Below are 21247 nucleotides of genomic sequence, written 5' to 3'. Positions count from 1 at the left end.
GAAGAGCTACCAAGGCGGCCATCGCTGGGGGACAGCACCCCCCTCTGGCCTGCCGGCCATCTCCCCCGCAAGGGGGGAGATCAGACTTCGCCCCGGCTTTCGCCAATCGCCAACGTTGCAAAAGGAGCGCCGGCGCTGACACAGCCGATCTCCCCCCTTGCGGGGGAGATGTCCGGCAGGACAGAGGGGGGTGCCGCGCGCCAGCGATGGACGCCTTGGTAGCTCTTCCATATGCCACACCGCTCCCTGGTTCTTCCCCATCCTGCCACACCCACCTTCCAACACAAACTGGTTCCTTCATTTTCCGGAAAACTGGCCCTCGCGAGGGAGACAGAGCGGGGTAGACTTCCCGCACTGACGTTGGGGTAAGACGTCGAAGACGAGACAAGTTGGGCCGGCGCTGGGAGGGCGTCCTGCCAAACGAAACGGCAGGGGTTTGCGCCCTGTCGCCAGCAATCGCAGCCATCTCCTCCCGAGACCAGACACCCCGCAGCCGTCCCGGCTGCGGGGCGGAAAGCGAGCAATGACCACAGTTCGACTTGGCATAAACCCGATCACCTGGAGCAATGACGACGTGCCGGAACTGGGCGGCGACACGCCGCTCGAGACCTGCCTCAGCGAAACCGCGGAGGCCGGCTATGCCGGTATCGAGCTTGGCGGCAAGTTCCCGCGCGACAGCCGCGCGCTCAGGCCCATCCTCGACCACTACGGGCTGGCGCTGGTCTCCGGCTGGTATGACGGGCGCATCTGCGAGAAGGATGTGGACGAGGAATTCGAGGCGATCCGGCCGCATCTGACGCTGCTTCGCGATCTCGGCGCCCGGCGCGTCGTCTATGCCGACACCTCGCGCGGCCGGCATGGCGCGATCCACGACCCGATCTCGCAGCGGCCGAAGCTGATGGACGGGGAATGGAAAGCCTACGGCGCCAAGATCACCCGGCTCGCCGAGCGCTTTTCCGATTTCGGCGTCGGCATGGCCTTCCACCATCACATGGGCACGATCGTCGAGACCGACGCGGAGATCGACAGGCTGATGCACAGCAGCGGCGAGGCGGTCGGCCTGCTTTACGATACCGGGCACTGCGCCTTCTCGGGCGGCGACCCGGAGCAATTGCTGCGCCGGCATGTCGAGCGCGTCGTGCATGTGCATTGCAAGGATGTGCGCCCGGCGATGCTGAAGAAGGCGCGCGAGGCCGACATGAGCTTCATGGGCGCGGTGATGGAAGGCATCTTCACCGTGCCCGGCGACGGCGCGATCGACTATCCGACGCTCTTAAAGATCCTCGCCGACCAAGGCTATTCCGGCTGGCTGGTGGTGGAGGCCGAGCAGGACCCGGCCAAGGCGCATCCCTTGACCTATGCGACGATGGGCTACCGCAACCTGAAGAGGCTGGCGCAAGGCGCGGGCTTCTATGTGCACGAGCGCGCAAAAGAGGTCCGCCATGCCGGCTGAACGCAAGGTCGTCATCAACATCGACGATGTCGGCATGTGCCATGGCGCCAATGTCGCCTATCTCAAGCTGAAGCGCGCCGGCGCGGTCGACAGCGGCTCGGTGATGGTGCCCTGCCCGTGGTTCCTCGAGATCACCGAGGAGGGGGCGAAGGACGCCTCGCTCAATCTCGGCGTCCACATCACGCTCACCTCGGAGAAGAAATACTATCGCTGGCGGCCGCTGACCAAGGCGAGCCAGGCGTCGGGCATCGTCGATAGCGACGGCTATCTGTTTCGCTCGGTGCCGGAATTGCGCGCCAAGGGCGAGCCGGAAGCGGTCGAGGCCGAGATGCGGGCGCAGATCGACGCGGCATTGGCCGCCGGGCTCTCGCTCACCCATATCGACGGGCATATGGGCGCGGTGTTCTCGCCGGAATTCGTCGACCGCTACGCGGCGGTCGGCATCGACTACGGCCTGCCGACTTTGTTCCCGAGAAGCATTGCGGTCTACGGGCCGATCCACAATCTCGGCAAGCTGGACGACGGCGTCTATGCCGCGCCGGGGAAACGGCTGGAGCAAGCCGGCGAGACGCTGGCGAGCGCCGTGCTGGAAACGCCCTGGCACCGCAACCAGCCAGCCCGCGCCCGCTATGAGGCGCTGTTCGGCCAGATCGGCGAGGGGCTCAACTTCCTTTGCCTGCACGCCAATGCGCCGGGCGAGATCGAGGCGATCGAGCCCAGCTCGGCGCAGATCCGCATCGACGAATTCGACCTGCTTCCAGACCCGGACTTCATGGCCTTCGTGGAGGGACTGTCCATCCGCCGAGGCTCGCTTCGGGATTTCCGGGCATGATCATGCCCGAGAAGGAGAAACTTGGAATCATGACGAAGATGGCCTGACCAGGGAGGGTCGAGGCAAGGACTTTGGGAACACAACAACAACTGAGGAGAACCACTATGAGTGCCTTATTCTCGATCCGACACCTGCTCGGCGCCGCGGCGCTCTCGCTCGCTTTTGCGGGCGCCGGCATCCTGCCTGCGCCGGCCCAGGTGAAGAAGGAAAGCGATGTGCGCATCGTCTTCGTCACCCACGGCCAGGCCAACGACGTCTATTGGAGCGTGGTGAAGAACGGCATGCAGGCCGCCGCCCAGCAGCTCGGCGTCAAGGTCGAATACCAGGCGCCGGAAACCTTCGACGTGGTGCGCATGGCGCGCATGATCGAGGCGGCAACCGCGTCGAAGCCGGACGGGCTGGTCGTCTCGATCCCCGACATGGACGCGCTGAAGGCGCCGGTGGAAGCGGCCAAGGCCGCCGGCATCCCGGTGGTGGTCATCGACAGCGGCGAGGAAGCGGTGGAGCCCTGGGGCCTCGACCTCTTCGTCGGCGGCGGCTCGGAATACGACAATGGCGTCAAGGCCGGCGAGATCATGGCCAAGGCCGGCGTCAAGAAGGGCATCTGCATCAACCACGAGGTCGGCAATGTCAGCCTCGACAAGCGCTGCGAGGGCTATAATGACGGGCTGAAGAAGAGCGGCGGCTCCTCCGACGTGGTCGCGGCCACGATGGACCCGACCGACGTGACGCGCCGCGTCGAAGGCTATCTCACCGCGCATGCGGACGTCACCGGCGTGCTGACGCTCGGCCCGACGGTCGCAGCACCGCTGCTCAAGATGTTTTCGGATGCCGGCACGATCGGCAATTACAAGATCGGCACCTTCGACCTGTCGCCCGAGATCCTCGATGCGGTCAGCAAGGGCACGATGATGTTCGGCATCGACAACCAGCAATATATGATGGGCTACTATCCCGTCGTCTTCCTGACCAACAAGGCGATGTACAAGACCTTCCCGACCTCGGCCGTGCGCACCGGTCCGTCCTTCATCATGAAGGATGACGCGGCCGCCGTGCGCGATCTCAGCAAGGCCGGCATCCGCTGATGCTATAATGGCCCGCCGGCGAAAGCGCCGGCGGGCCATTATAGGGTGCCCTGGACGCTTATTGGGATGACGATCGTGACCGATGCCCTGAACCCGGCTCATCCACCCGAGCCGAAGCCCGTTTCGCGACGCCTGGTGCGCCTGATGCGGCGGCCGGAGCTCGGCGCCATCACCGGCACCGTCATCGTCTTCCTCGCCTTCGGCATCACGGCCGGCAACAGCGGCCTGTTCTCGATGGCCGGCATCGCCAATTTCCTGCAGGTGTCGGCGCAGCTCGGCATCCTTGCCGCGGCGGTCGCGCTTTTGATGATCGGCGGCGAGTTCGACCTGTCGCTGGGTTCGATGATCGGCTTTGCCAGCGTCACAATCGGGCTTTGCGTCACCCAGTTCGGGCTGTCGATCCCTGCGGCGGTGGCGATCGCCTTCGTCATCGCCATCATCGTCGGCGCTTTGAACGGCATCCTCGTAGTGCGCACAAGGCTGCCGTCCTTCATCGTCACGCTGGCCGGCCTGTTCATCCTGCGCGGGCTGACGCTTGCCATCACGCGCACCGTTACCGGGCGCACGCAGATCCCCTATATCACCGACGGCCAGGAAGGCAGCTTCGTGGTCTGGCTGTTCGGCGGCAAGTTCGGCGCGCCGGTCTTCGCCTGGCTCGCCTCGCATGGCGTGATCGCCGCCCGCCCCGACGGCTCGGCGATGGTGCAGGGCCTGTCGATGTCGATCCTGTGGTGGGTGGCGGTGACCGCCTTCGCCACCTGGCTGCTGGTCAAGACGCGCTTCGGCAATTGGGTGTTCGCCGTCGGCGGCGACGACCGCGCGGCGCGCAATGTCGGCGTGCCGGTCGACCGGGTGAAGATCCTGCTGTTCATCGGCACGGCGCTGTCGGCTACGCTGTTCGCCGTCATCCAGGTGCTGGAAGCCGGCTCCGCCGACACGCTGCGCGGCACGCAGAAGGAATTCCAGGCGATCATCGCGGCGGTGATCGGCGGCTGCCTGCTCACCGGCGGCTACGGCTCGGCGATCGGTGCCATGTTCGGCGCGCTTATCTTCGGCACGGTGGAGATGGGCATCTTCTACACCGGCATCGACACCGATTGGTTTCAGGTCTTCCTCGGCTCGATGCTGCTGATCGCGGTGCTGGTCAACAATTACGTGCGCCGCAAGGCGACGGAGGCGCGCTGACAGATGGCCGAGCCCGTTCCGCTGATCGAACTGCGCAACGTCACCCGCCGCTTCGGCTCGGTGACGGCGCTGCGCGACATGTCTTTCGCCGCGCATGCCGGCGAGGTGCACTGCCTGCTCGGCGACAACGGCGCCGGCAAGTCGACGCTGATCAAGACGCTGTCGGGCGTGCACACGCCGAGCGAAGGCCAGATGTATGTCGACGGCAAGCCGGTGACTTTTTCTTCGCCAAGGCAGGCGCTGGATGCCGGCATCGCCACCGTCTTCCAGGACCTGTCGATGATCCCGCTGATGAGCATCACCCGCAACTTCTTCCTTGGACGCGAGCCGCTGAAGGGCTGGGGACCCGCCAGGCGTATCGACATGAAGGCGGCCGATACCATCGTCTATGACCAGCTCGGCAAGATCGGCATCAATGTGCGCGACCCGCAGCAGGCGGTCGGCACGCTTTCCGGCGGCGAGCGGCAATGCGTGGCGATCGCGCGCGCCGTCTATCACGGCGCCCGGGTGCTGATCCTCGACGAGCCGACCTCGGCGCTCGGCGTCCACCAGGCCTCGATCGTGCTGCGCTATGTGGCGCAGGCGCGCCAGCGTGGGCTCGCCGTCATCTTCATCACCCACAACATCCATCACGCCTATCCGATCGGCGATGTCTTCACCATGCTCAACCGCGGCCGTTCGCTCGGCACGTTCCGCAAGGGCGACATCACCGAGAAGGAGGTGCTGGACATGATGGCCGGCGGCCGCGAGATCCGCGAATTGCAGCAGGAGCTGGAACGCTTCACCAAGCCGGGATCCGGCACGGAAGCGGCTATCTCCTGAAGGACTGAAAAGAGAGAAAAATGATCGACGCCGCATTGTTCGGCGCCGGGCTGATCGGCTCGGTGCATGCGAAAAACCTTGCCCGGCATCCGGGGGTGCGCTTGCGCTATGTCGTCGACCCGCGCGGCGACGCGGCCGAGCGGATCGCCGCCGGAACGGGTGCGGAGATCGCCGACCCTGCGACGGTGATGAACGACCCCTCGATCAAGGCGGTGGTGATCGCTTCCGCCACCCGCACGCATGCCGACCTGATCATCGAGGCCGCAGGCAAAGGCAAGGCGATCTTCTGCGAGAAGCCGATCGACCTCGACATCGCGCGCACCGACCAGTGCCTGGCGGCGGTCGAGAAGGCCGGGGTGCCGCTGCAGATCGGCTTCAACCGGCGCTTCGATCCGTCCTTCGCCGCTGTGAAGAAAAAGATCGACGCCGGCGAGATCGGCGCGGTGGAGCAGGTGATCATCACCAGCCGCGACCCAGAGCCGGAGACCGAGGAGGCGCTGGCGGGCGGCGGCGGCGTGTTCCGCGAGATGACCATCCACGACTTCGATATGGCGCGCTTCCTGCTCGGCGAGGAGCCGGTGGAGCTGTTCGCCACCGGATCGTCGCTGGTCGAGCCCTACTACGCAAAACTCGGCGACTACGACACGGCGATGTTCATCCTGCGCACGGCATCGGGCCGGCAGTGCCACATCAACAACAGCGTGCGCGCCGTCTATGGCTACGACCAGCGCATCGAGGTGCATGGCTCGAAGGGCATGCTGCAGGCCGGCAATCGCACCCCGACTTCGGTCAGCCTCAGCGGCGAGAACGGGATCGCCGCCGACCGGCCGCTCTATTTCTTCGTCGAGCGCTATGCCCAATCCTACGAGGCGGAGCTCGACCATTTCATCCAGTCGGTCAGCGCGGAGCGGAAGCCGGCGGTCGGCGCGGCGGACGGGCGCAAGGCAATGATCCTGTGCGAGGCGGCACTTGCCTCGGCCAAATCCGGTCGCTTCGAGCCGGTCCGGTTCTAAGGCGTGACGCCTTGCCCGCTACCCTATCTCACATCGACCCAGCGCTGCTCCTGGAACGAGCGCGCCATGGCATGCACGGTGCGCTCGATCTCCAGCCCCTCGTCGAAGTCGATGATGCGGGCCGGCTTGCCGGCGATGCGCATCAGAAGCTCGCGGCATTCGATCATCTTGAGGTCATTGAAGCCAAGGCCATGGCCGGGCGCCGGCAGGAAGGAATCGTAGGGCTTGTGGTGCGGCGCCACCAAGACGGTGCGGTAACCCTGCTCGGTCGGCCGGTCGGCGGTAAGGTAGAGCTGGAATTCGTTCATCCGCTCCTGATCGTAGAGGATCGAGCCCTTCGAGCCGAATATCTGGATGGCGATGCGGCCCTTGCGGCCCCAGGCCGAACGGTTGACCAAAAGCGTGCCGGCAACGCCGTTTTCCAGATGCATCAAGACGCTGGCAATGTCGTAGGTCTCGACCGCGCGGCGGGCGCCGGACGCGGTCTTGCGGTCGGCGTAGGGTTTGGCCATGTCGCACATGACGCGCGAAACGCGGCCGAACAACGCCCTGATCAGCGACAGCGGATGCACGGCAAAATCGTCGAGCGCGCCGTAGCCGGAAGAGGCCTCGTGCTTCCAGAAGAACAGCGCCTCCGGGTCGGCCATGAAATCCTCGTCCATCTCGATGCGCAGGAGGTTGACGTCGCCGATGATCTTTTCTTCCAGCAGCGCGCCGATATGGCGGATGGCGGGGTTCTGGATGTAGTTGTAGCCGAGCACGGCGACCTTGCCGGATTTCCTTGCGGCCTTCGCCATCGCTTCGGCCTCGGCGAAACTCGGCGCCATCGGCTTCTCGCACCACAGATGCTTGCCGGCTTCGAGGATGGCGATCGCCATCTCGGGGTGGAACTGGTTGGGCGTGGTCAGCGAGACGATTTCGACGTCCGGATTCTCGACCACGGCACGCCAGTCGCCGGAGCCTTTTGCGAAGCCGAACTCGGCAGCTTTACGTTTGGCAAGCTCGTCATTCACCTCGCCCAGATGCACCAGTTTCGGCTTGTCGACGTCGGGAAAGACGGTGCCCACCGCGTTCCAGGCGATGGCGTGGCACTTGCCCATGAAGCCCGTGCCGATGAGGCCCACTCCGACCATGTCGATTGTCTCCAGAATAAAGGAAAGTTTGTATGGATGAATTAGTCCATTTTAGTAAAGAATGGAACATCTAAATCATTTTTTATGGTGTTCTTGCGCGAACTCGCTATGATGAGGCAGGAGAGGGACAATCCTTATGGGCGTGGGCGGAGCGACGATGGACGAACGGGTGCCTCGCGATTTCGAAACGCTGCGCGCGACGATCCTGGACAGGCGCGCGAGCCTGCCCAAGCGCATCGCGCAGATCGCCGCCTATGCGCTCGACAACCCCGACGACATTGCTTTCGGCACGGCGGCAAGCATCGCCGCCTCGGCCGGCGTTCAGCCCTCGACGCTGATCCGTTTTGCCCAGCAGCTCGGCTTCGACGGATTCACCAGCCTGCAGCAGGTTTTCCGCGAGCGGCTGCGCGAACGCAACTCCTCTTATGACGAGCGGCTGGCGGCGCTGCGCGCCAAGGCCGAGGACGGCGGCGGGCATCGGGCGATCTTCGACGGCTTCGTCGCCGCCGCCAGCACCTCGCTGGGCGATATTTCTCGCGCGCTCAACGACGCACATTTCGAAGAAGCGGTGGCGCTTCTGGCGAAAGCCGAGACGATCTATGTGCTGGCCAAGCGCCGCTCCTATCCGGTCGCGTCCTACATCGCCTATGCGCTGGGCAAGCTCAAGATCCGCAACCAGCTGGTGGAATCGGCCGCAGGGCTGAATGCCGAGATGATCGGCTTCGCCACGCCGCGCGATGCCGTCATCGCCATCAGCTTCTCGCCTTATGCGCCGGCGACCATCGACGAGACACGCTCGATCGCGGAACAGGGCGTGCCGATCGTGGCGATCACCGACTCATCCTTCTCGCCGCTGGCGCAATTCGCCAAGGTCTGGTTCGAGGTCGCTGAGGCCGATTTCGGCGGCTTCCGCTCGATCTCGGCGACCATGGCGCTGGCCATGGCGCTGACCGTCGCCGTCGGCGAGAAGCGCCGCGAAGCCGGACGCCGGCGCAGGGGTTGAGCCTTCCAGACGAGCGCTTTTCGGCTTGGGAATGCTCATTCCATATTGACTATAGATTGGAATTAATATTTCATATTGACGACACCACGCTGTCGCTGGCGCGTGCTGTCCAAAACGACGCTGCTCTATCCAACAAGGCCGATGGGAGGTTCGAATGGGCGAAGCCGTGGAAGGGAAATACCCGCCGCTCGACGTCATCACCATCGGCCGCGCCTCGGTCGATCTCTATGGCCAGCAGATCGGCTCGCGGCTGGAGGACATCACCTCTTTCGCCAAGTCCGTCGGCGGCTGTCCGGCCAATATTTCCGTCGGCACGGCAAGGCTCGGCCTGCGCTCGGCGTTGCTGACGCGCGTCGGCGACGAGCAGATGGGCCGCTTCATCCGCGAGCAGCTTCGGCGCGAGGGCGTGTCCGTCGACGGCTTGAAGACCGACAAGGAACGGCTGACGGCGCTGGTGCTGCTTTCGGTCGAGAGCGAAGGCGTCTCGCCGATGATCTTCTACCGTTCCGACTGCGCCGACATGGCGCTTGCCGAGGAGGATATCGACGAGGCCTTCATCGCCTCGGCGCGCTCGGTCGTCGTCACCGGCACGCATTTCTCGCGGCCCAATTCCGATGCCGCGCAGCGCAAGGCGATCCGCCTGATGAAGACTAAGGGCGGCAAGGTCGTGTTCGACATCGACTACCGCCCGAACCTCTGGGGCCTCGCCGGCCATGCCGAGGGCTTCGAGCGCTACGTCAAATCCGACCGCGTCTCGGCGCAGCTGAAGACGGTGCTGCCGGATTGCGATCTCATCGTCGGCACCGAAGAAGAGATCATGATCGCGTCGGGCGCGGACGATTGCCTGAGCGCGCTGAAGACGATCCGCGCGCTGTCCTCGGCCACCATCGTGCTCAAGCGCGGCGCCAAGGGCTGCATCGTTTATGACGGCCCGATCAGCGACGATCTCGAGGACGGCATCGTCGGCAAGGGTTTCCCGATCGAGATCTACAATGTGCTGGGCGCCGGCGACGCCTTCATGTCGGGCTTCCTGCGCGGCTGGCTGGGCGGCGAAAGCTTTGCCACCGCCGCGACCTGGGCCAATGCCTGCGGCGCCTTCGCCGTGTCGCGCCTGCTCTGCGCGCCGGAATACCCGACCTTCGAGGAGCTGCAGTTCTTCCTGAAGAACGGCAGCAAATACCTGGCGCTGCGCAAGGACGAGGCGATCAACCACATCCATTGGGCGACGACGCGGCGGCGCGACATCCCCTCGCTTATGGCTTTGGCCTGCGACCATCGCGTTCAGTTGGAGGACGTCGCGGCGAGGGTCGGCGCCGATACCGCGCGCATCGCCGATTTCAAGGTGCTGACGGTCAAGGCGGCGGCGAAGGTCGCCGCAGGGCGTGACGGCTACGGCATGCTGATCGACGAGAAATATGGCCGCGACGCGATGTTCGAATTCGCCCGCCATCCGTTCGCCTGGCTCGGCCGGCCGGTCGAGCTGCCCGGATCGCGGCCGCTGCGCTTCGAATTCTCGCAGGATATCGGCTCGCAGCTCACCGAATGGCCGGTCGACCACTGCATCAAATGCCTGTGCTTCTATCACCCGGACGACCCGGAAGCGCTAAAGACCGAGCAGCAGCAGAAGCTGCGCGCGCTGTTCGAGGCGGCGCGGAAAGTCGGGCGCGAACTGCTGGTCGAGATCATCGCCGGCAAGCATGGCAAGCTCGACGACACCACCATTCCGCGCGCGCTGGAGGAACTCTATGCGCTGGGCATCAAGCCGGACTGGTGGAAGCTCGAGCCGCAGGCTTCGGCGGGCGCATGGGCGAAGATCGAGCAGGTGATCGTCAGGAACGATCCCTGGTGCCGCGGCGTCGTGCTGCTCGGGCTCGAAGCGCCACAGGACGAGCTGGTCGCGGCCTTCGCGGCAACCGCCAACGCGCCGATCGTCAAAGGTTTTGCCGTCGGCCGCACCATCTTCATCAACGCCGCCGAACAATGGCTGGCCGGCAGGATGTCGGATGACGAAGCGGTCGCCGACATGGCCGCGCGCTTCGAGCAGCTGACCGAGGCGTGGCTTGCCGCGCGCGGCCGCAAGGCAGCATAAGAAGACTGCTGAAGGATTGCGGAGGAGACACCATGAGCAAGACAATCCGCCTGACGATGGCGCAGGCGCTGACCCGCTTCCTCAGCCGGCAGATGACCGAGATCGACGCCAGACAAGTGCCGATCTTCGGCGGCGTCTGGGCGATCTTCGGCCATGGCAATGTCGCCGGCGTCGGCGAGGCGCTCTACCAGGTGCGCGACGAGCTGCCGACCTTCCGCGCCCATAACGAGCAGGCGATGGCGCATGCGGCGATCGCCTTTGGCAAGGCGAATTTCCGCCGCCGCTTCATGGCAGCGACCAGTTCGATCGGCCCCGGCGCGCTCAACATGGTGACGGCCGCGGCACTTGCGCATGTAAACCGGTTGCCTGTCCTGTTTTTGCCCGGCGATGTCTTCGCCAACCGCCTGCCCGACCCGGTGCTGCAGCAGGCCGAGGATTTTTCCGACGGCACGGCGACCGTCAATGACTGTTTCCGCCCGGTATCGCGCTATTTCGACCGCATCACGCGGCCGGAGCAGATCATCCCGGCGCTCAATCGCGCCATGCAGGTGCTGACCGATCCGGCCGAATGCGGCCCGGTGACGCTGTCGCTCTGCCAGGACGTGCAAGCCGAGGCCTATGATTATCCCGAAAGCCTGTTTGCCGAGCGCATCTGGACGCCGCGCCGGGCTCGCCCGGACCGCAACGAGCTGGCGGCGGCCGTCGCGGCGCTGAAGAATGCCAAGAAGCCGCTGGTGATCGCGGGCGGCGGGGTGCTGTATTCGCAGGCTTCGGACGAGCTCGCCAAGCTGGTGCAAGGCGCCGGCATTCCGGTCTGCGAGACCCAGGGCGGCAAATCCTCGTTGCCCGACGACCATCCGCTCAACATGGCGGCGGTCGGCGTGACCGGCACGTCGGCGGCTAACCGGCTGGCCGAGGAGGCCGATGTCGTGCTCGCCGTCGGCACCAGGCTGCAGGATTTCACCACCGGCTCCTGGGCGCTGTTCAAGAATGACGACCGCACCATCATCGGTCTGAACACGCAAGGTTTCGATGCCGGCAAGCACTGGGCGTTGCCGCTGGTCGCCGACGCGGCCGAAGGGCTTGCCGAGCTTGCCGCCGGGCTGAAAGGCTGGAAGGCGCCTGCCGCCTGGACCGACAATGCGCTGAAGGGCAAGACGGAATGGCAGGTCGCCGCCGCCAAGGTGACCGCTTCGACCAACGCCGCCTATCCTTCCGACGCGCAGGTGATCGGCGCGGTGCAGCGGGCGATGGGCTCCGAGGTGACGCTGTTGCACGCCGCCGGCGGTCTGCCCGGCGAATTGCACAAGCTCTGGCAGGCCGGCGCGCCGGGCTCCTACCATGCCGAATACGGCTTCTCTACCATGGGCTACGAGATCGCCGGCGGCCTCGGGGTCAAGATGGCAAGGCCCGACCAGGAGGTCGTCGTCATGGTCGGCGACGGCTCCTATCTGATGCTCAATTCCGAGATCGCCACCTCGGTGATGCTTGGCTTGAAGCTCACCATCGTGCTGCTCGACAATCGCGGCTATGGCTGCATCAACCGGCTGCAGATGGCGACCGGCGGCGCCAACTTCAACAATTTGTTGAAGGACGCCCGCCACGAGGCGATGCCCGACGTCGACTTCGCCGCCCATGCTGCAAGCCTCGGTGCCGTCGCCGAGAAGGTGGCGTCGATCGCGGAGCTGGAGACGGCGCTGGCCAAGGCCAAAAACAACAACAAGACGACGGTGCTGGTCATCGACACCGATCCGCTGGCGTCGACCGAGGCCGGCGGCCATTGGTGGGATGTCGCCGTGCCGGAAGTCTCGTCGCGGCCCCAGGTCAACGCCGCGCGCAAGAAATACGAGGAAGCCGTGGGCGGCCGTCAGGGTTGAACCGGCCTCGCAACGAACCGACATTGGAGTGACGACTTGAAAGCCAAACTGGGCATGTCCCCCATCGCATGGTGGAACGACGATCTCGTGGAACTGAGCGATGACGTGTCGCTGGAGGAATGCTTGGCGCAGTCGCGCTCGGCCGGCTTCACCGGCATGGAAAAGGGCCGCCGGTTCCCCGACGATCCGAAGGTGATGCTGCCGATCCTGAAAGCAGCCGACGTCACGCTTTGCGGCGGCTGGTTCTCCGGCACGCTGGTCAATGAGGATATCGCCAGGAACAAGGACCGCATCCAGCCGATGATCGACCTGTTCAAGGCGGTCGACGCGCCCTGCATCGTCTATGGCGAGGTCGGCCGCTCCATCCAGGGCGACCGCTCCAAGCCTTTGGCCACCAAGCCGAAACTAACCGGCGACGAGATGAAGGCCTATGGCCGCCGCGTCACCGAGTTCGGCGAATGGTGCGCGGACCAAGGCATGCCGCTCTCCTACCATCACCATATGGCGGCGGTGGTCGAGACCGAGCCGGAGCTCGACGCCTTCATGCGCCATTCCGGCGAAGGCATCCCGCTTTTGCTCGATGCCGGCCATCTGGCCTTTGCCGGCGGCGACGTGCTGCGCGCCATCGACAATCACCACAAGCGCATCAACCACGTCCATGTGAAGGATGTGCGCATGGACGTCATCGACGGCCTGGACCGCTCAAAACAATCCTTCCTCGATGCCGTGGCGCTCGGCGCCTTCACCGTGCCGGGCGACGGCTCGCTCGACTTCGGCGCCATCGTCCAACGGTTCGCCGATCATGGCTATGAGGGCTGGTTCGTGGTCGAGGCCGAGCAGGATCCGAAGAAGAACCCGCCGCTCAAGATGGCTGAGGTCGGCCACAAGGAGCTGATGCGGGTGATGACGGCCGCCGGCTACACGGTGGAGACGCAAGGTTTTCCAGCCTGAACGGTGGATTCGTCATGAATGATGGATTAGTCGGGGCGCGCGGTTTATCCGTAGCGCCTTGGGCAAATCCTGGATTGGCGCGATGAAAGACTATGAGCACCCCTTCTTCCGGCCGCTGTGGCGCCGCATCGCCATCGTGGCGGTCTGCTTGGTCTGGTCGGCGATCGAGTTCGCCTCCGGAACGCCGTTCTGGGGCGTCATCGCGCTGGGCTTCGCCGGTTATGCGGTGTGGCAGTTTTTCTACCTCTACAAGCCGGCGGAGGAGAACAAGCCTCCGGCCGAGCCGAAGGAATAGGCGGTCCATGGGACAGGCGCGCATGGCGGATCGGATGCGTTGGCGATTGGCTGAAACGCCTCCGCTTCGTCATCCACGGGCGAAGCAAGGAGCGTAGCGACGCGGCGCAGACCCTAGGATCCATGCCGTGACTTTGAAGTGTTGCGACCGTGCAGAATTCTGCTCCGCTGCGCCCTCCGGCCGAGGTAACGGCATGGATTCTAGGGTCTCCGCGACGGAGCTACGCTCCTGCTTCGCCCTAGAATGACGAAGTTTGGAGGTATCCGGCCAATCTCCGAGGTTCGCGATCGAATGGTGAACCCTGACCGCGAGCAGGCCTGAAAATCGAAGCGTCGAGGAACTAGGAGAGCCAAAAATGTCGAAACTGCTCGTCAAGGCCGACAAGGGCCATGGCCATGTCGCTCACGTCACCCCGCAAAGCGCCGGCTGGACCTATGTCGGTTTCGATCTGCATCGGCTGAAAGCGGGCGAGACGGCGTCCGGCAAGACCGGCGACCGCGAGGTCTGCCTGGTCTTCGTCACCGGCAAGGGCAAGGCTTCGGCCGGCGGCAAGGACCTAGGCCTGCTCGGCGAGCGCATGTCGCCCTTCGAAGGCAAGCCCTGGTCGGTCTATGTGCCGGAAGGCGCCGACTGGTCGGTGACCGCCGACACCGAACTGGAGCTTGCCGTCTGCTCGGCGCCTGGCCTAAGCGGCGGCCTGCCGGTGCGCGTCATCGGACCTGACGATCTCGGCCAGGAGGTGCGCGGCAAGGGCACCAACACGCGCTACGTCACCAACATCCTGCCCGAGGGCAAGCCGGCGGATTCGCTACTGGTGGTCGAGGTGATCACGCCCGGCGGCCACACGTCGAGCTATCCGCCGCACAAGCACGACCAGGACAATCTCCCCGTGGAATCCTATCTCGAGGAGACCTATTACCACCGCCTCAACCCGCCACAGGGCTTTGCCTTCCAGCGCGTCTACACCGATGCCGACCGCAACGGCGTGCGCGAGCTGGACGAAGCGATGGCGATCGAGGACGGCGATGTCGTGCTGGTGCCGAAGGGTTATCACCCCTGCGCGGCCTGCCACGGCTACGACCTCTATTACCTCAATGTCATGGCCGGACCGAAGCGGACGTGGAAATTCCACAACGCGGCCGAGCACGAGTGGCTGATGAAGGTCTGATCGGCACGCCGGCAAAGCCGTTGGTCCAGTCCGGAAAAATCGTCGGCTAAGCACCTAGCGACTGGACTTGCCTTCGAAAACCCACGAAAGCTTCGTCAATCCGTCATGGAAATCACCTATGGCAGCGGGTCTGATGCATGTCGCCGCAAACGCTCCGGCGTTTTTGGGCCACGACTTGCCAAGACAATGACTTGAAGCGCGTCGCATATTCCTTCGGGGCGCGCGCAGCGCGCTTGACGAGGAATGCCCATGCGCTACGCCATCTACTACACTCCGGGGCAGGACGAGAAGCTGGCGCGCATTGCCGCCAACTGGCTGGGCCGCGACCCGTTTGGCGCGGCGACGCGGCCGGTCGAGGCCGTGGGCGATCTGTCGGCCGCGGAAGTCGCCTTCCATACCGCCTCCGCCAGGCGTTACGGGTTCCACGCGACGCTGAAGGCGCCGTTCCGGCTGGCGCCGGACGAGACGGAAGCTTCGCTGCGCGCCGCTCTCGACAGTTTCGCCGAAGCCACGCCGCCGGTCGTCATCCCGCGCCTCGTGGTCGGCCAGATCGACGATTTCTTCGCCCTGGTGCCCGAAGCCGCGTGCGCGCCGCTCAACGATTTCGCCGGCGAGGTGGTGCGCGCCTTCGATCCGTTCCGCGCGCCGCTGACCGAGGTCGAGATCGAACGCCGCAGCCCCGATGCGCTGAAGCCCGACGAGTTCCGCAACCTCTGCCAATGGGGCTACCCTTATGTCTTCGACACGTTCCGCTTCCACATGACGCTCTCGGGGCGGGTCGGGCCACAGGAAAGCCCACGTCTTCGCGCAGCGATAGACGGCCTGTTCGCCGACGTGCTGCGGCAGCCGGTGCCGGTGGACGCCCTGACCTTGTTCGTCGAAAGCGAGCCCGGCGCGCCGTTCATGGTGCTTTCCCACCATGCGCTTGGCCGCAGCCCTGCCCGCAAGACCGCCTAGGGCGGATCAGCGGAAACGCTGAACCGCCCTATCTTTTTGTTTTTACGCAATTCCGGACGGAAACCGCAAAGGCACTTTTCCTGGAATTGCTCTGAAACGACCGCTTGAGATAGGACCGCCCGAGATGACCGCCGAAACCGTTCTCACCAATGCCCGCATCGTGCTGCCCGACGAAATCGTCGAAGGCTCGCTGTTGTTGCGCGACGGCTTGATCGCCGCCGTCGAGCCCGGTGCTGCCCGCACCGGCGAGGACATGGGCGGCGATTACATCATCCCGGGTCTCGTCGAGCTGCACACCGATCACCTCGAAGGCCATTACGCGCCGCGCCCGAAGGTGCGCTGGAACCCGATCGCCGCCGTGCTCGCGCATGACGCCCAGGTGGCGACCGCCGGCATCACCACGGTGCTCGACGCCTTGCGCGTCGGCATGGACGAGGATGCCGACCTGAAGTCCGACGACGTTCGCAAGCTGGCCGACGCGATCGAGGACAGCGTGCGCCAGGATCGGCTCAGGGCCGACCATTTCATCCATCTGCGCTGCGAGGTCTCGGCGCCGGACTGCCTCGAGGCCTTCGCCAATTTCGAGACCGACGACCGGGTGAAGCTCGCCTCGCTGATGGACCATGCGCCTGGACAGCGCCAGTTCGTCAACCTCGAGACCTATGCCTACTACTACCAGCGCAAGCTGAAGCTGACGGACCGCGACTTCCAGAAATTCTGCGAGAAGCGGATGGCGGAATCGGCCCGCAATTCCGGTCCGAACCGGGTCTTCATCTCGGCCGCCTGCCAGGAGCGCGGCATCGTGCTGGCGAGCCACGACGACGCGACCGCAGGCCACGTCGAAGAGGCGATCGAGCAGGGCGTGCGCGTCGCCGAGTTCCCGACGACGGAAGAGGCGGCCAAGGCCTCGAAGGCGGCGGGCCTCGGCGTGCTGATGGGCGCGCCCAACGTCATGCGCGGCGCCTCGCATTCCGGCAACGTCTCGGCGCGCACGCTTGCCGCCGACGGCCTGCTCGACATCCTGTCGTCCGACTACATCCCCTTCAGCCTGATCCAGTCGGCCTTCTTCCTCGGCGATGTCGTCGAGGGCATCTCGCTGCCGCAGGCGGTCGCCATGGTCTCGAAGAACCCGGCCGAAGCGATCGGCCTTGCCGACCGCGGCGTCATCGAGCCGGGCCGCCGTGCCGACCTGGTGCGGGTGCGCGTGGACGACCATGTGCCGGTCGTGCGCACCGTATGGCGCCAGGGCAGCCGGGTCGCATGATGGTCTCGGCCCTCATCGAGCGCGAACTGGCCGAAAGCCTGCCGATCCGCAACGGCGTCTTCGTCGCGGTGGTCGGCCCGAGCGGCGCCGGCAAGGATACGGTGATCGGCTACGCCAAGCAGCGCTTCGCCGGCGAGACGCGGCTGGAATTCGTGCGCCGTGTCATCACCAGGCCGAGCGACACGGCAAGCGAGGACCACGATACGCTGGCCGATGCCGCCTTCGCCGAAGCGGAGGCGGACGGCGCCTTCTCGCTGTGCTGGGACGCGCATGGCCTGCGCTACGGTCTGCCGGCCGATGTCGACTGGGCCGTGGCGAACGGCCATGTGGCGGTCGCCAACGTGTCGCGCGCGGTCATCCCGGCGCTGCGCGAACGCTACGCCAATCTGGCCGTGGTCGAGATCACGGCGGCGCCGGAGATCCTGGCAGAACGGCTGGCGGCGCGCGGCCGCGAATCGCGCGGCGAAGTGCTTGCCCGCCTGGCGCGCAGCACGAACGTGCAACTATCGGGGCCGGACGTCACGTCGATCGACAATGGCGGCGACAAGGAGATCGCCGGCGAACGCTTTGCCGAGGTGCTGCGGAAGGCGATGGCGTTTTCGGATCTGTCGGACATGATCTAAGATGTGCTGATATTCAGGTGAGGCCGCCTGACCTGAATCTCAACACATCTTGGCGCCGGGCGGCTCTGTCTTCACTTGTTGAAGTTGGCGATGAACTGCTTGAACTGCGGCGTCGGCGGCCTGGCGAACATCTCCTTCGGTTCGCCGGCCGAATCCACCTCGCCCTTGTGCAGGAACATCACCTTGCTCGACACGTCGCGGGCAAAACCCATCTCATGCGTGACGACCAGCATGGTGCGTCCTTCTTCGGCCAGCGAGCGCATGACGCGCAGCACCTCGCCGACCAGTTCCGGATCGAGCGCGGATGTCGGCTCGTCGAACAGCATCACCTTGGGATTCATCGCCAGCGCCCGCGCGATTGCCGCGCGCTGCTGCTGGCCGCCCGACATGTGCGGCGGATAGTAGTTGCGGCGCTCCCATATGCCGACGCGCTTCAGCAATGCCTCGGCCTGCTCCAGGCACTCGGCGCGCGGCCGCTTCAGCACATGCGTCGGCGCGGCAACGAGGTTTTCCAGCACCGTCATGTGCGACCAGAGATTGAAGCTCTGGAAAACCATGGCGAGGTTGGCGCGGATCCGCTCCACCTGGCGGATGTCGGCCGGCATTTGGTGGCCGTCGCGGCTTTGCTTCATCTTGATGAGCTCGCCGTCCACCCGCACTTCGCCGGAATCCGGGGTCTCCAGGAGATTGATGCAGCGCAGCATCGTGCTCTTGCCCGACCCCGAGGAGCCGAGGATCGAAATCACATCGCCCTTGTGCGCTTCGAGCGAAATGCCCTTGAGCACCTCGTGATCGCCGAAGCACTTGCGCAGGTCCTTGACGCTGATGGCTGCCTTGTCGTCCGGGGACGATGCCGCTTGCGCGGCAGCGGCGACATTTGCCGACATCACAACACCTCCGGTACAGGTTTGATTTGCTGGCTCTGCTCGGGCGGGGGGCGCAGATGCGGTGAAAGCCGGTATTCGACCCAGGCGAACAGCCGGGCGATCGACAGGTTGAGAAGCAGGTAGATCACGCCGGCGCAGGTCAGCACCTCGATCGGCCGGAACGTGTCGTGCTGAATCTTTTGCGCCGTTCCCATCATCTCCATGATGGTGACCACGGAAGCGAGCGCGGTCGCCTTGGTCATCAGGATGATTTCGGTCGAATAGGCCGGCAGGGCCAGCCGCAGCGCGATCGGCAGCGTGACGAGGCGGAAGCGCGTGAACGCCGACATGCCGAACGCCTTGGCTGCCTCGATCTGGCCGACAGGCACCGCTCGCAGCGCGCCGCGGAAAATCTCGCTCTCATAGGCCGCAGTGTTCAAGGCCATCGCGACGATGGTGCAATACATCGGATCGCGCAGGATCGGCCACAGGATCGGGCTGTGGCGAACGAAATCGAACTGGGAGAGCCCGAAATAGATCAGGTAGAGCTGCACCAGCAGCGGCGAGCCGCGGAAGACGAAGACATAGGCTCGGGTAAAATATTCGCCGGACTTGTAGCCGGAAGCCCGCAACCAGGTCAGGCCGGTGGCGATGATGAGGCCGAAGGCGATGCCGAAGAACCATATCTCGAGCGTCAGCGGCAGCGCCTTCAGCACGCTCCATATGGTCGAAAGGTAGAAGTCGAAATCCACCGCCACCTCTTATTTCGGCCGGGTGAAACTGCGCGAGGTGTAACGCTCGGCCTTCTCGAAGATCGGCGTCGAGATCGAGGTCATCACCAGGTAAAGAATGCCGGCGACCGTGTAGAAAAGCAGCGAATGATGCGTCGAACGCGCCGCCTTGTTCGCGGTGAGCATCAGCTCGGCGACGCCGGTGACCGAGATCAGCGCCGAATCCTTGATGGTCAGCTGCCAGACATTGCCCAGCCCCGGCACGGCGAGGCGCAGGACCTGAGGCATGATCACGAGACGAAACCGCAGCCAGGCCGACATGCCATAGGCACGCGCCGCTTCCAGCTCGCCGCGGTGGATCGCCAGGAACGACCCGCGAAAAACCTCGGCTTGATAAGCGCCGGAAATGATGCCTACCGCGAGCACGCCGCCGAGGAAGCTCGGCATATTCAAGATGTCGGTCGAGCCGATCGATCCGGAGGACCTTGCCACGCTGGTCAGGACTTGCGTGCCGCCATAGTAGAACAGATAGATGATCAGCAGTTCCGGTTCGCCGCGAAACACGGTGGTGTAGCTCTCGCCGATGAACCTCAATCCGCCGCGATGCGAGAGCTTGGCTGCCGCCACCAGCGAGCCCAGCACGGCCCCAATCAGCATCGAGACGACAGTGACGGCGAGCGTCCAGCCGATGCCCCAGAGCAGCTGCACGCCCCAGCCGGCGGCCAACAGCTCATAGGCCGTCGACACCTGGTCCTTGAGATCGTTGAGAAACTCCACGTACGGCTCCTGCGGGCGTCGACGGGTTGCCCGCCTTAAAGCGCGTGTCCAAACGGGTTAAGCGACGCGCTTTAAGGCCTTGCCTTGATGCATGTCGTTCTCCCAAAACCGCTGCGCACTTTTGGGCGACATGCAATGCAAAACGGGAGCAGCCTTGGCTGCTCCCGTTGCGACATTACTTGGTAATGTCGATCTTGAACCACTGCATGGAGTATTTCGACACCGAGCCGTCGTCGAGAGCGGCCTTGAGCGCCTTGTTGTAAATGTCCTGCAGGTCCTTGTCGGTCTTGCGGAAGGCGGCGCCGATGCCCGGCCCGAGTATCGGGCCACCCTTGAATTGCGGGCCGACGAATTCCAGGTCCTTGGCGTCCGGCTTGGCCAGCGTGCCGAGGAAGTAGGTGGTGTCGGCGAAAGCGACGTCGATGCGGCCCGCCATCAGGTCGAGGTCATGCTCGTCGGTGGTCTTGTATTCATGGACGTTGGCGACGTCCTTGAGATACTTGTCGGCGAACGTCGCCTCGGTTGTCGAAACCTGCAGGCCGACATTCTTGCCGGTGAGCTCCTTGCGCAGCGTGTCGAGCGCCGCCTTGGATTCGGCGTCGTCCTTCGACAAATCGATCATCTTGCCGCTGTTGGACAGCTGCGCCAGCGGACCGTTCTTGTCGGCCAGGAAAGCCACCGGCGAAGACGCGTAGGGGACCGAGAAGTCGATGGTCTTCATCCGTTCTTCAGTGATCGACATGCCATCCATGACGATGTCGAACTTGCCGGCCGTGAGGCCGGGAATGACGCCGTCCCAATCCTGTGCCACGATGTTGCATTCCAGCTTCGCGCGGGCGCAGACGTCGTTCAGGATGTCCACCTCGAAGCCGACGATCTTGCCGCTGGCATCCGTCTGGTTCCACGGGGCGTAGGAGCCCTCCATCGCGACCGTCACGGTCTTCCAGTCCTTGGCCATTGCCGGGGTCGAGCAGGTCAACGCCAGCGCTGCGAGCGCGATCCAACGTGATGATGTCACGGTAATTTCTCCCATATTTGTTCTTGGAACCCTCAGATACCAATTGCTTAGCCCAGCCCCGATTCTGCGACAAGGGCTGTTTTCCGGTTCACGCGTTGTTGCAAT

The 21247-nt window shown here is 64.7% G+C and carries 20 protein-coding genes; 15 read left to right on the top strand and 5 right to left on the bottom strand.

Features of this window, described 5'->3' with window-relative positions; genetic code table 11:
• Positions 1–523: 523 nt before the first annotated feature.
• From iolE (FJ956_RS11435) to iolG, 6 genes are all read left to right on the top strand, one after another.
• Positions 524–1453 carry a myo-inosose-2 dehydratase gene (gene iolE / locus FJ956_RS11435; protein WP_140674382.1) on the top strand — a complete coding sequence of 310 codons (930 nt, stop codon included), beginning with the start codon at positions 524–526 and terminating at the stop codon, positions 1451–1453.
• Positions 1443–2285: a polysaccharide deacetylase family protein gene (locus FJ956_RS11430; RefSeq protein WP_246672005.1), complete on the top strand. Its 843-nt coding sequence runs from the start codon at positions 1443–1445 to the stop codon at positions 2283–2285. Before iolE (FJ956_RS11435) ends, FJ956_RS11430 begins: the two co-directional genes overlap by 11 nt.
• Before the next feature lie 104 nt (positions 2286–2389).
• A complete protein-coding gene (locus tag FJ956_RS11425; protein WP_140674378.1) occupies positions 2390–3370 on the top strand; it encodes a sugar ABC transporter substrate-binding protein in 981 nt (326 codons plus the stop codon).
• Between the two features lie 75 nt (positions 3371–3445).
• Complete coding sequence (locus FJ956_RS11420) at positions 3446–4555, top strand: ABC transporter permease (protein WP_246672004.1); 1110 nt, start codon at positions 3446–3448, stop codon at positions 4553–4555.
• A 3-nt stretch (positions 4556–4558) separates the two neighbouring features.
• Positions 4559–5377, top strand: a complete 819-nt coding sequence (locus FJ956_RS11415) for an ATP-binding cassette domain-containing protein (RefSeq protein ID WP_140674374.1) — start codon at positions 4559–4561, stop codon at positions 5375–5377.
• A gap of 20 nt (positions 5378–5397) precedes the next feature.
• Entirely contained in the window at positions 5398–6390 is a 993-nt protein-coding gene (gene iolG, locus FJ956_RS11410; protein ID WP_140674372.1) for an inositol 2-dehydrogenase, read from the top strand.
• 23 nt (positions 6391–6413) lie between these two features.
• On the opposite strand, the gene FJ956_RS11405 is transcribed toward iolG, so the two are convergent.
• Positions 6414–7523, bottom strand: a complete 1110-nt coding sequence (locus FJ956_RS11405) for a Gfo/Idh/MocA family oxidoreductase (protein WP_140674370.1) — start codon at positions 7521–7523, stop codon at positions 6414–6416.
• Between the two features lie 157 nt (positions 7524–7680).
• Here FJ956_RS11405 and FJ956_RS11400 point away from each other — a divergent pair, with 157 nt between their 5' ends.
• From FJ956_RS11400 to phnN, 9 genes are all read left to right on the top strand, one after another.
• Entirely contained in the window at positions 7681–8526 is an 846-nt protein-coding gene (locus tag FJ956_RS11400) for a MurR/RpiR family transcriptional regulator (protein WP_181170122.1), read from the top strand.
• Between the two features lie 154 nt (positions 8527–8680).
• Positions 8681–10615, top strand: a complete 1935-nt coding sequence (iolC, locus tag FJ956_RS11395) for a 5-dehydro-2-deoxygluconokinase (protein ID WP_140674366.1) — start codon at positions 8681–8683, stop codon at positions 10613–10615.
• Positions 10616–10647: 32 nt separating this feature from the next.
• Positions 10648–12492 carry a 3D-(3,5/4)-trihydroxycyclohexane-1,2-dione acylhydrolase (decyclizing) gene (iolD, locus tag FJ956_RS11390; RefSeq protein ID WP_140674364.1) on the top strand — a complete coding sequence of 615 codons (1845 nt, stop codon included), beginning with the start codon at positions 10648–10650 and terminating at the stop codon, positions 12490–12492.
• Between the two features lie 36 nt (positions 12493–12528).
• Positions 12529–13443, top strand: coding sequence for a myo-inosose-2 dehydratase (gene iolE, locus FJ956_RS11385; RefSeq protein ID WP_140674362.1), 915 nt, complete (start codon positions 12529–12531; stop codon positions 13441–13443).
• 82 nt (positions 13444–13525) lie between these two features.
• Positions 13526–13738, top strand: a complete 213-nt coding sequence (locus FJ956_RS11380; RefSeq protein WP_140674360.1) for a DUF3329 domain-containing protein — start codon at positions 13526–13528, stop codon at positions 13736–13738.
• 355 nt (positions 13739–14093) lie between these two features.
• Positions 14094–14906, top strand: coding sequence for a 5-deoxy-glucuronate isomerase (gene iolB, locus FJ956_RS11370; RefSeq protein ID WP_140674355.1), 813 nt, complete (start codon positions 14094–14096; stop codon positions 14904–14906).
• Positions 14907–15155: 249 nt separating this feature from the next.
• Positions 15156–15863 carry a DUF1045 domain-containing protein gene (locus FJ956_RS11365; protein WP_140674353.1) on the top strand — a complete coding sequence of 236 codons (708 nt, stop codon included), beginning with the start codon at positions 15156–15158 and terminating at the stop codon, positions 15861–15863.
• 124 nt (positions 15864–15987) lie between these two features.
• The gene (locus FJ956_RS11360; protein WP_140674350.1) at positions 15988–17127 is read left to right on the top strand and encodes an alpha-D-ribose 1-methylphosphonate 5-triphosphate diphosphatase; all 1140 of its coding nucleotides are present in this window, start codon (positions 15988–15990) and stop codon (positions 17125–17127) included.
• Positions 17124–17750 (top strand): phosphonate metabolism protein/1,5-bisphosphokinase (PRPP-forming) PhnN, encoded by a 627-nt coding sequence (phnN, locus tag FJ956_RS11355; RefSeq protein WP_181170121.1) that lies wholly within the window; start codon positions 17124–17126, stop codon positions 17748–17750. The genes FJ956_RS11360 and phnN overlap by 4 nt, the downstream gene beginning before the upstream one ends.
• 71 nt (positions 17751–17821) lie before the next feature.
• On the opposite strand, the gene FJ956_RS11350 is transcribed toward phnN, so the two are convergent.
• The 4 genes from FJ956_RS11350 to FJ956_RS11335 form a co-directional block, all read right to left on the bottom strand.
• A complete protein-coding gene (locus FJ956_RS11350; RefSeq protein ID WP_140674348.1) occupies positions 17822–18637 on the bottom strand; it encodes an ATP-binding cassette domain-containing protein in 816 nt (271 codons plus the stop codon).
• Positions 18637–19368 carry an ABC transporter permease gene (locus FJ956_RS11345; protein ID WP_140674346.1) on the bottom strand — a complete coding sequence of 244 codons (732 nt, stop codon included), beginning with the start codon at positions 19366–19368 and terminating at the stop codon, positions 18637–18639. The genes FJ956_RS11350 and FJ956_RS11345 overlap by 1 nt, the downstream gene beginning before the upstream one ends.
• 9 nt (positions 19369–19377) lie before the next feature.
• Positions 19378–20124: an ABC transporter permease subunit gene (locus tag FJ956_RS11340; protein ID WP_246672003.1), complete on the bottom strand. Its 747-nt coding sequence runs from the start codon at positions 20122–20124 to the stop codon at positions 19378–19380.
• Between the two features lie 175 nt (positions 20125–20299).
• Entirely contained in the window at positions 20300–21142 is an 843-nt protein-coding gene (locus tag FJ956_RS11335) for a transporter substrate-binding domain-containing protein (protein WP_140674344.1), read from the bottom strand.
• Positions 21143–21247 lie beyond the last annotated feature (105 nt).

Origin of the sequence: Mesorhizobium sp. B2-4-3, assembly GCF_006442815.1 — a bacterium.
Classification (GTDB): Bacteria; Pseudomonadota; Alphaproteobacteria; order Rhizobiales; family Rhizobiaceae; genus Mesorhizobium.
Note: the sequence above shows the minus strand (reverse complement) of the source record. Positions and strands in the feature narration are given on the sequence as shown.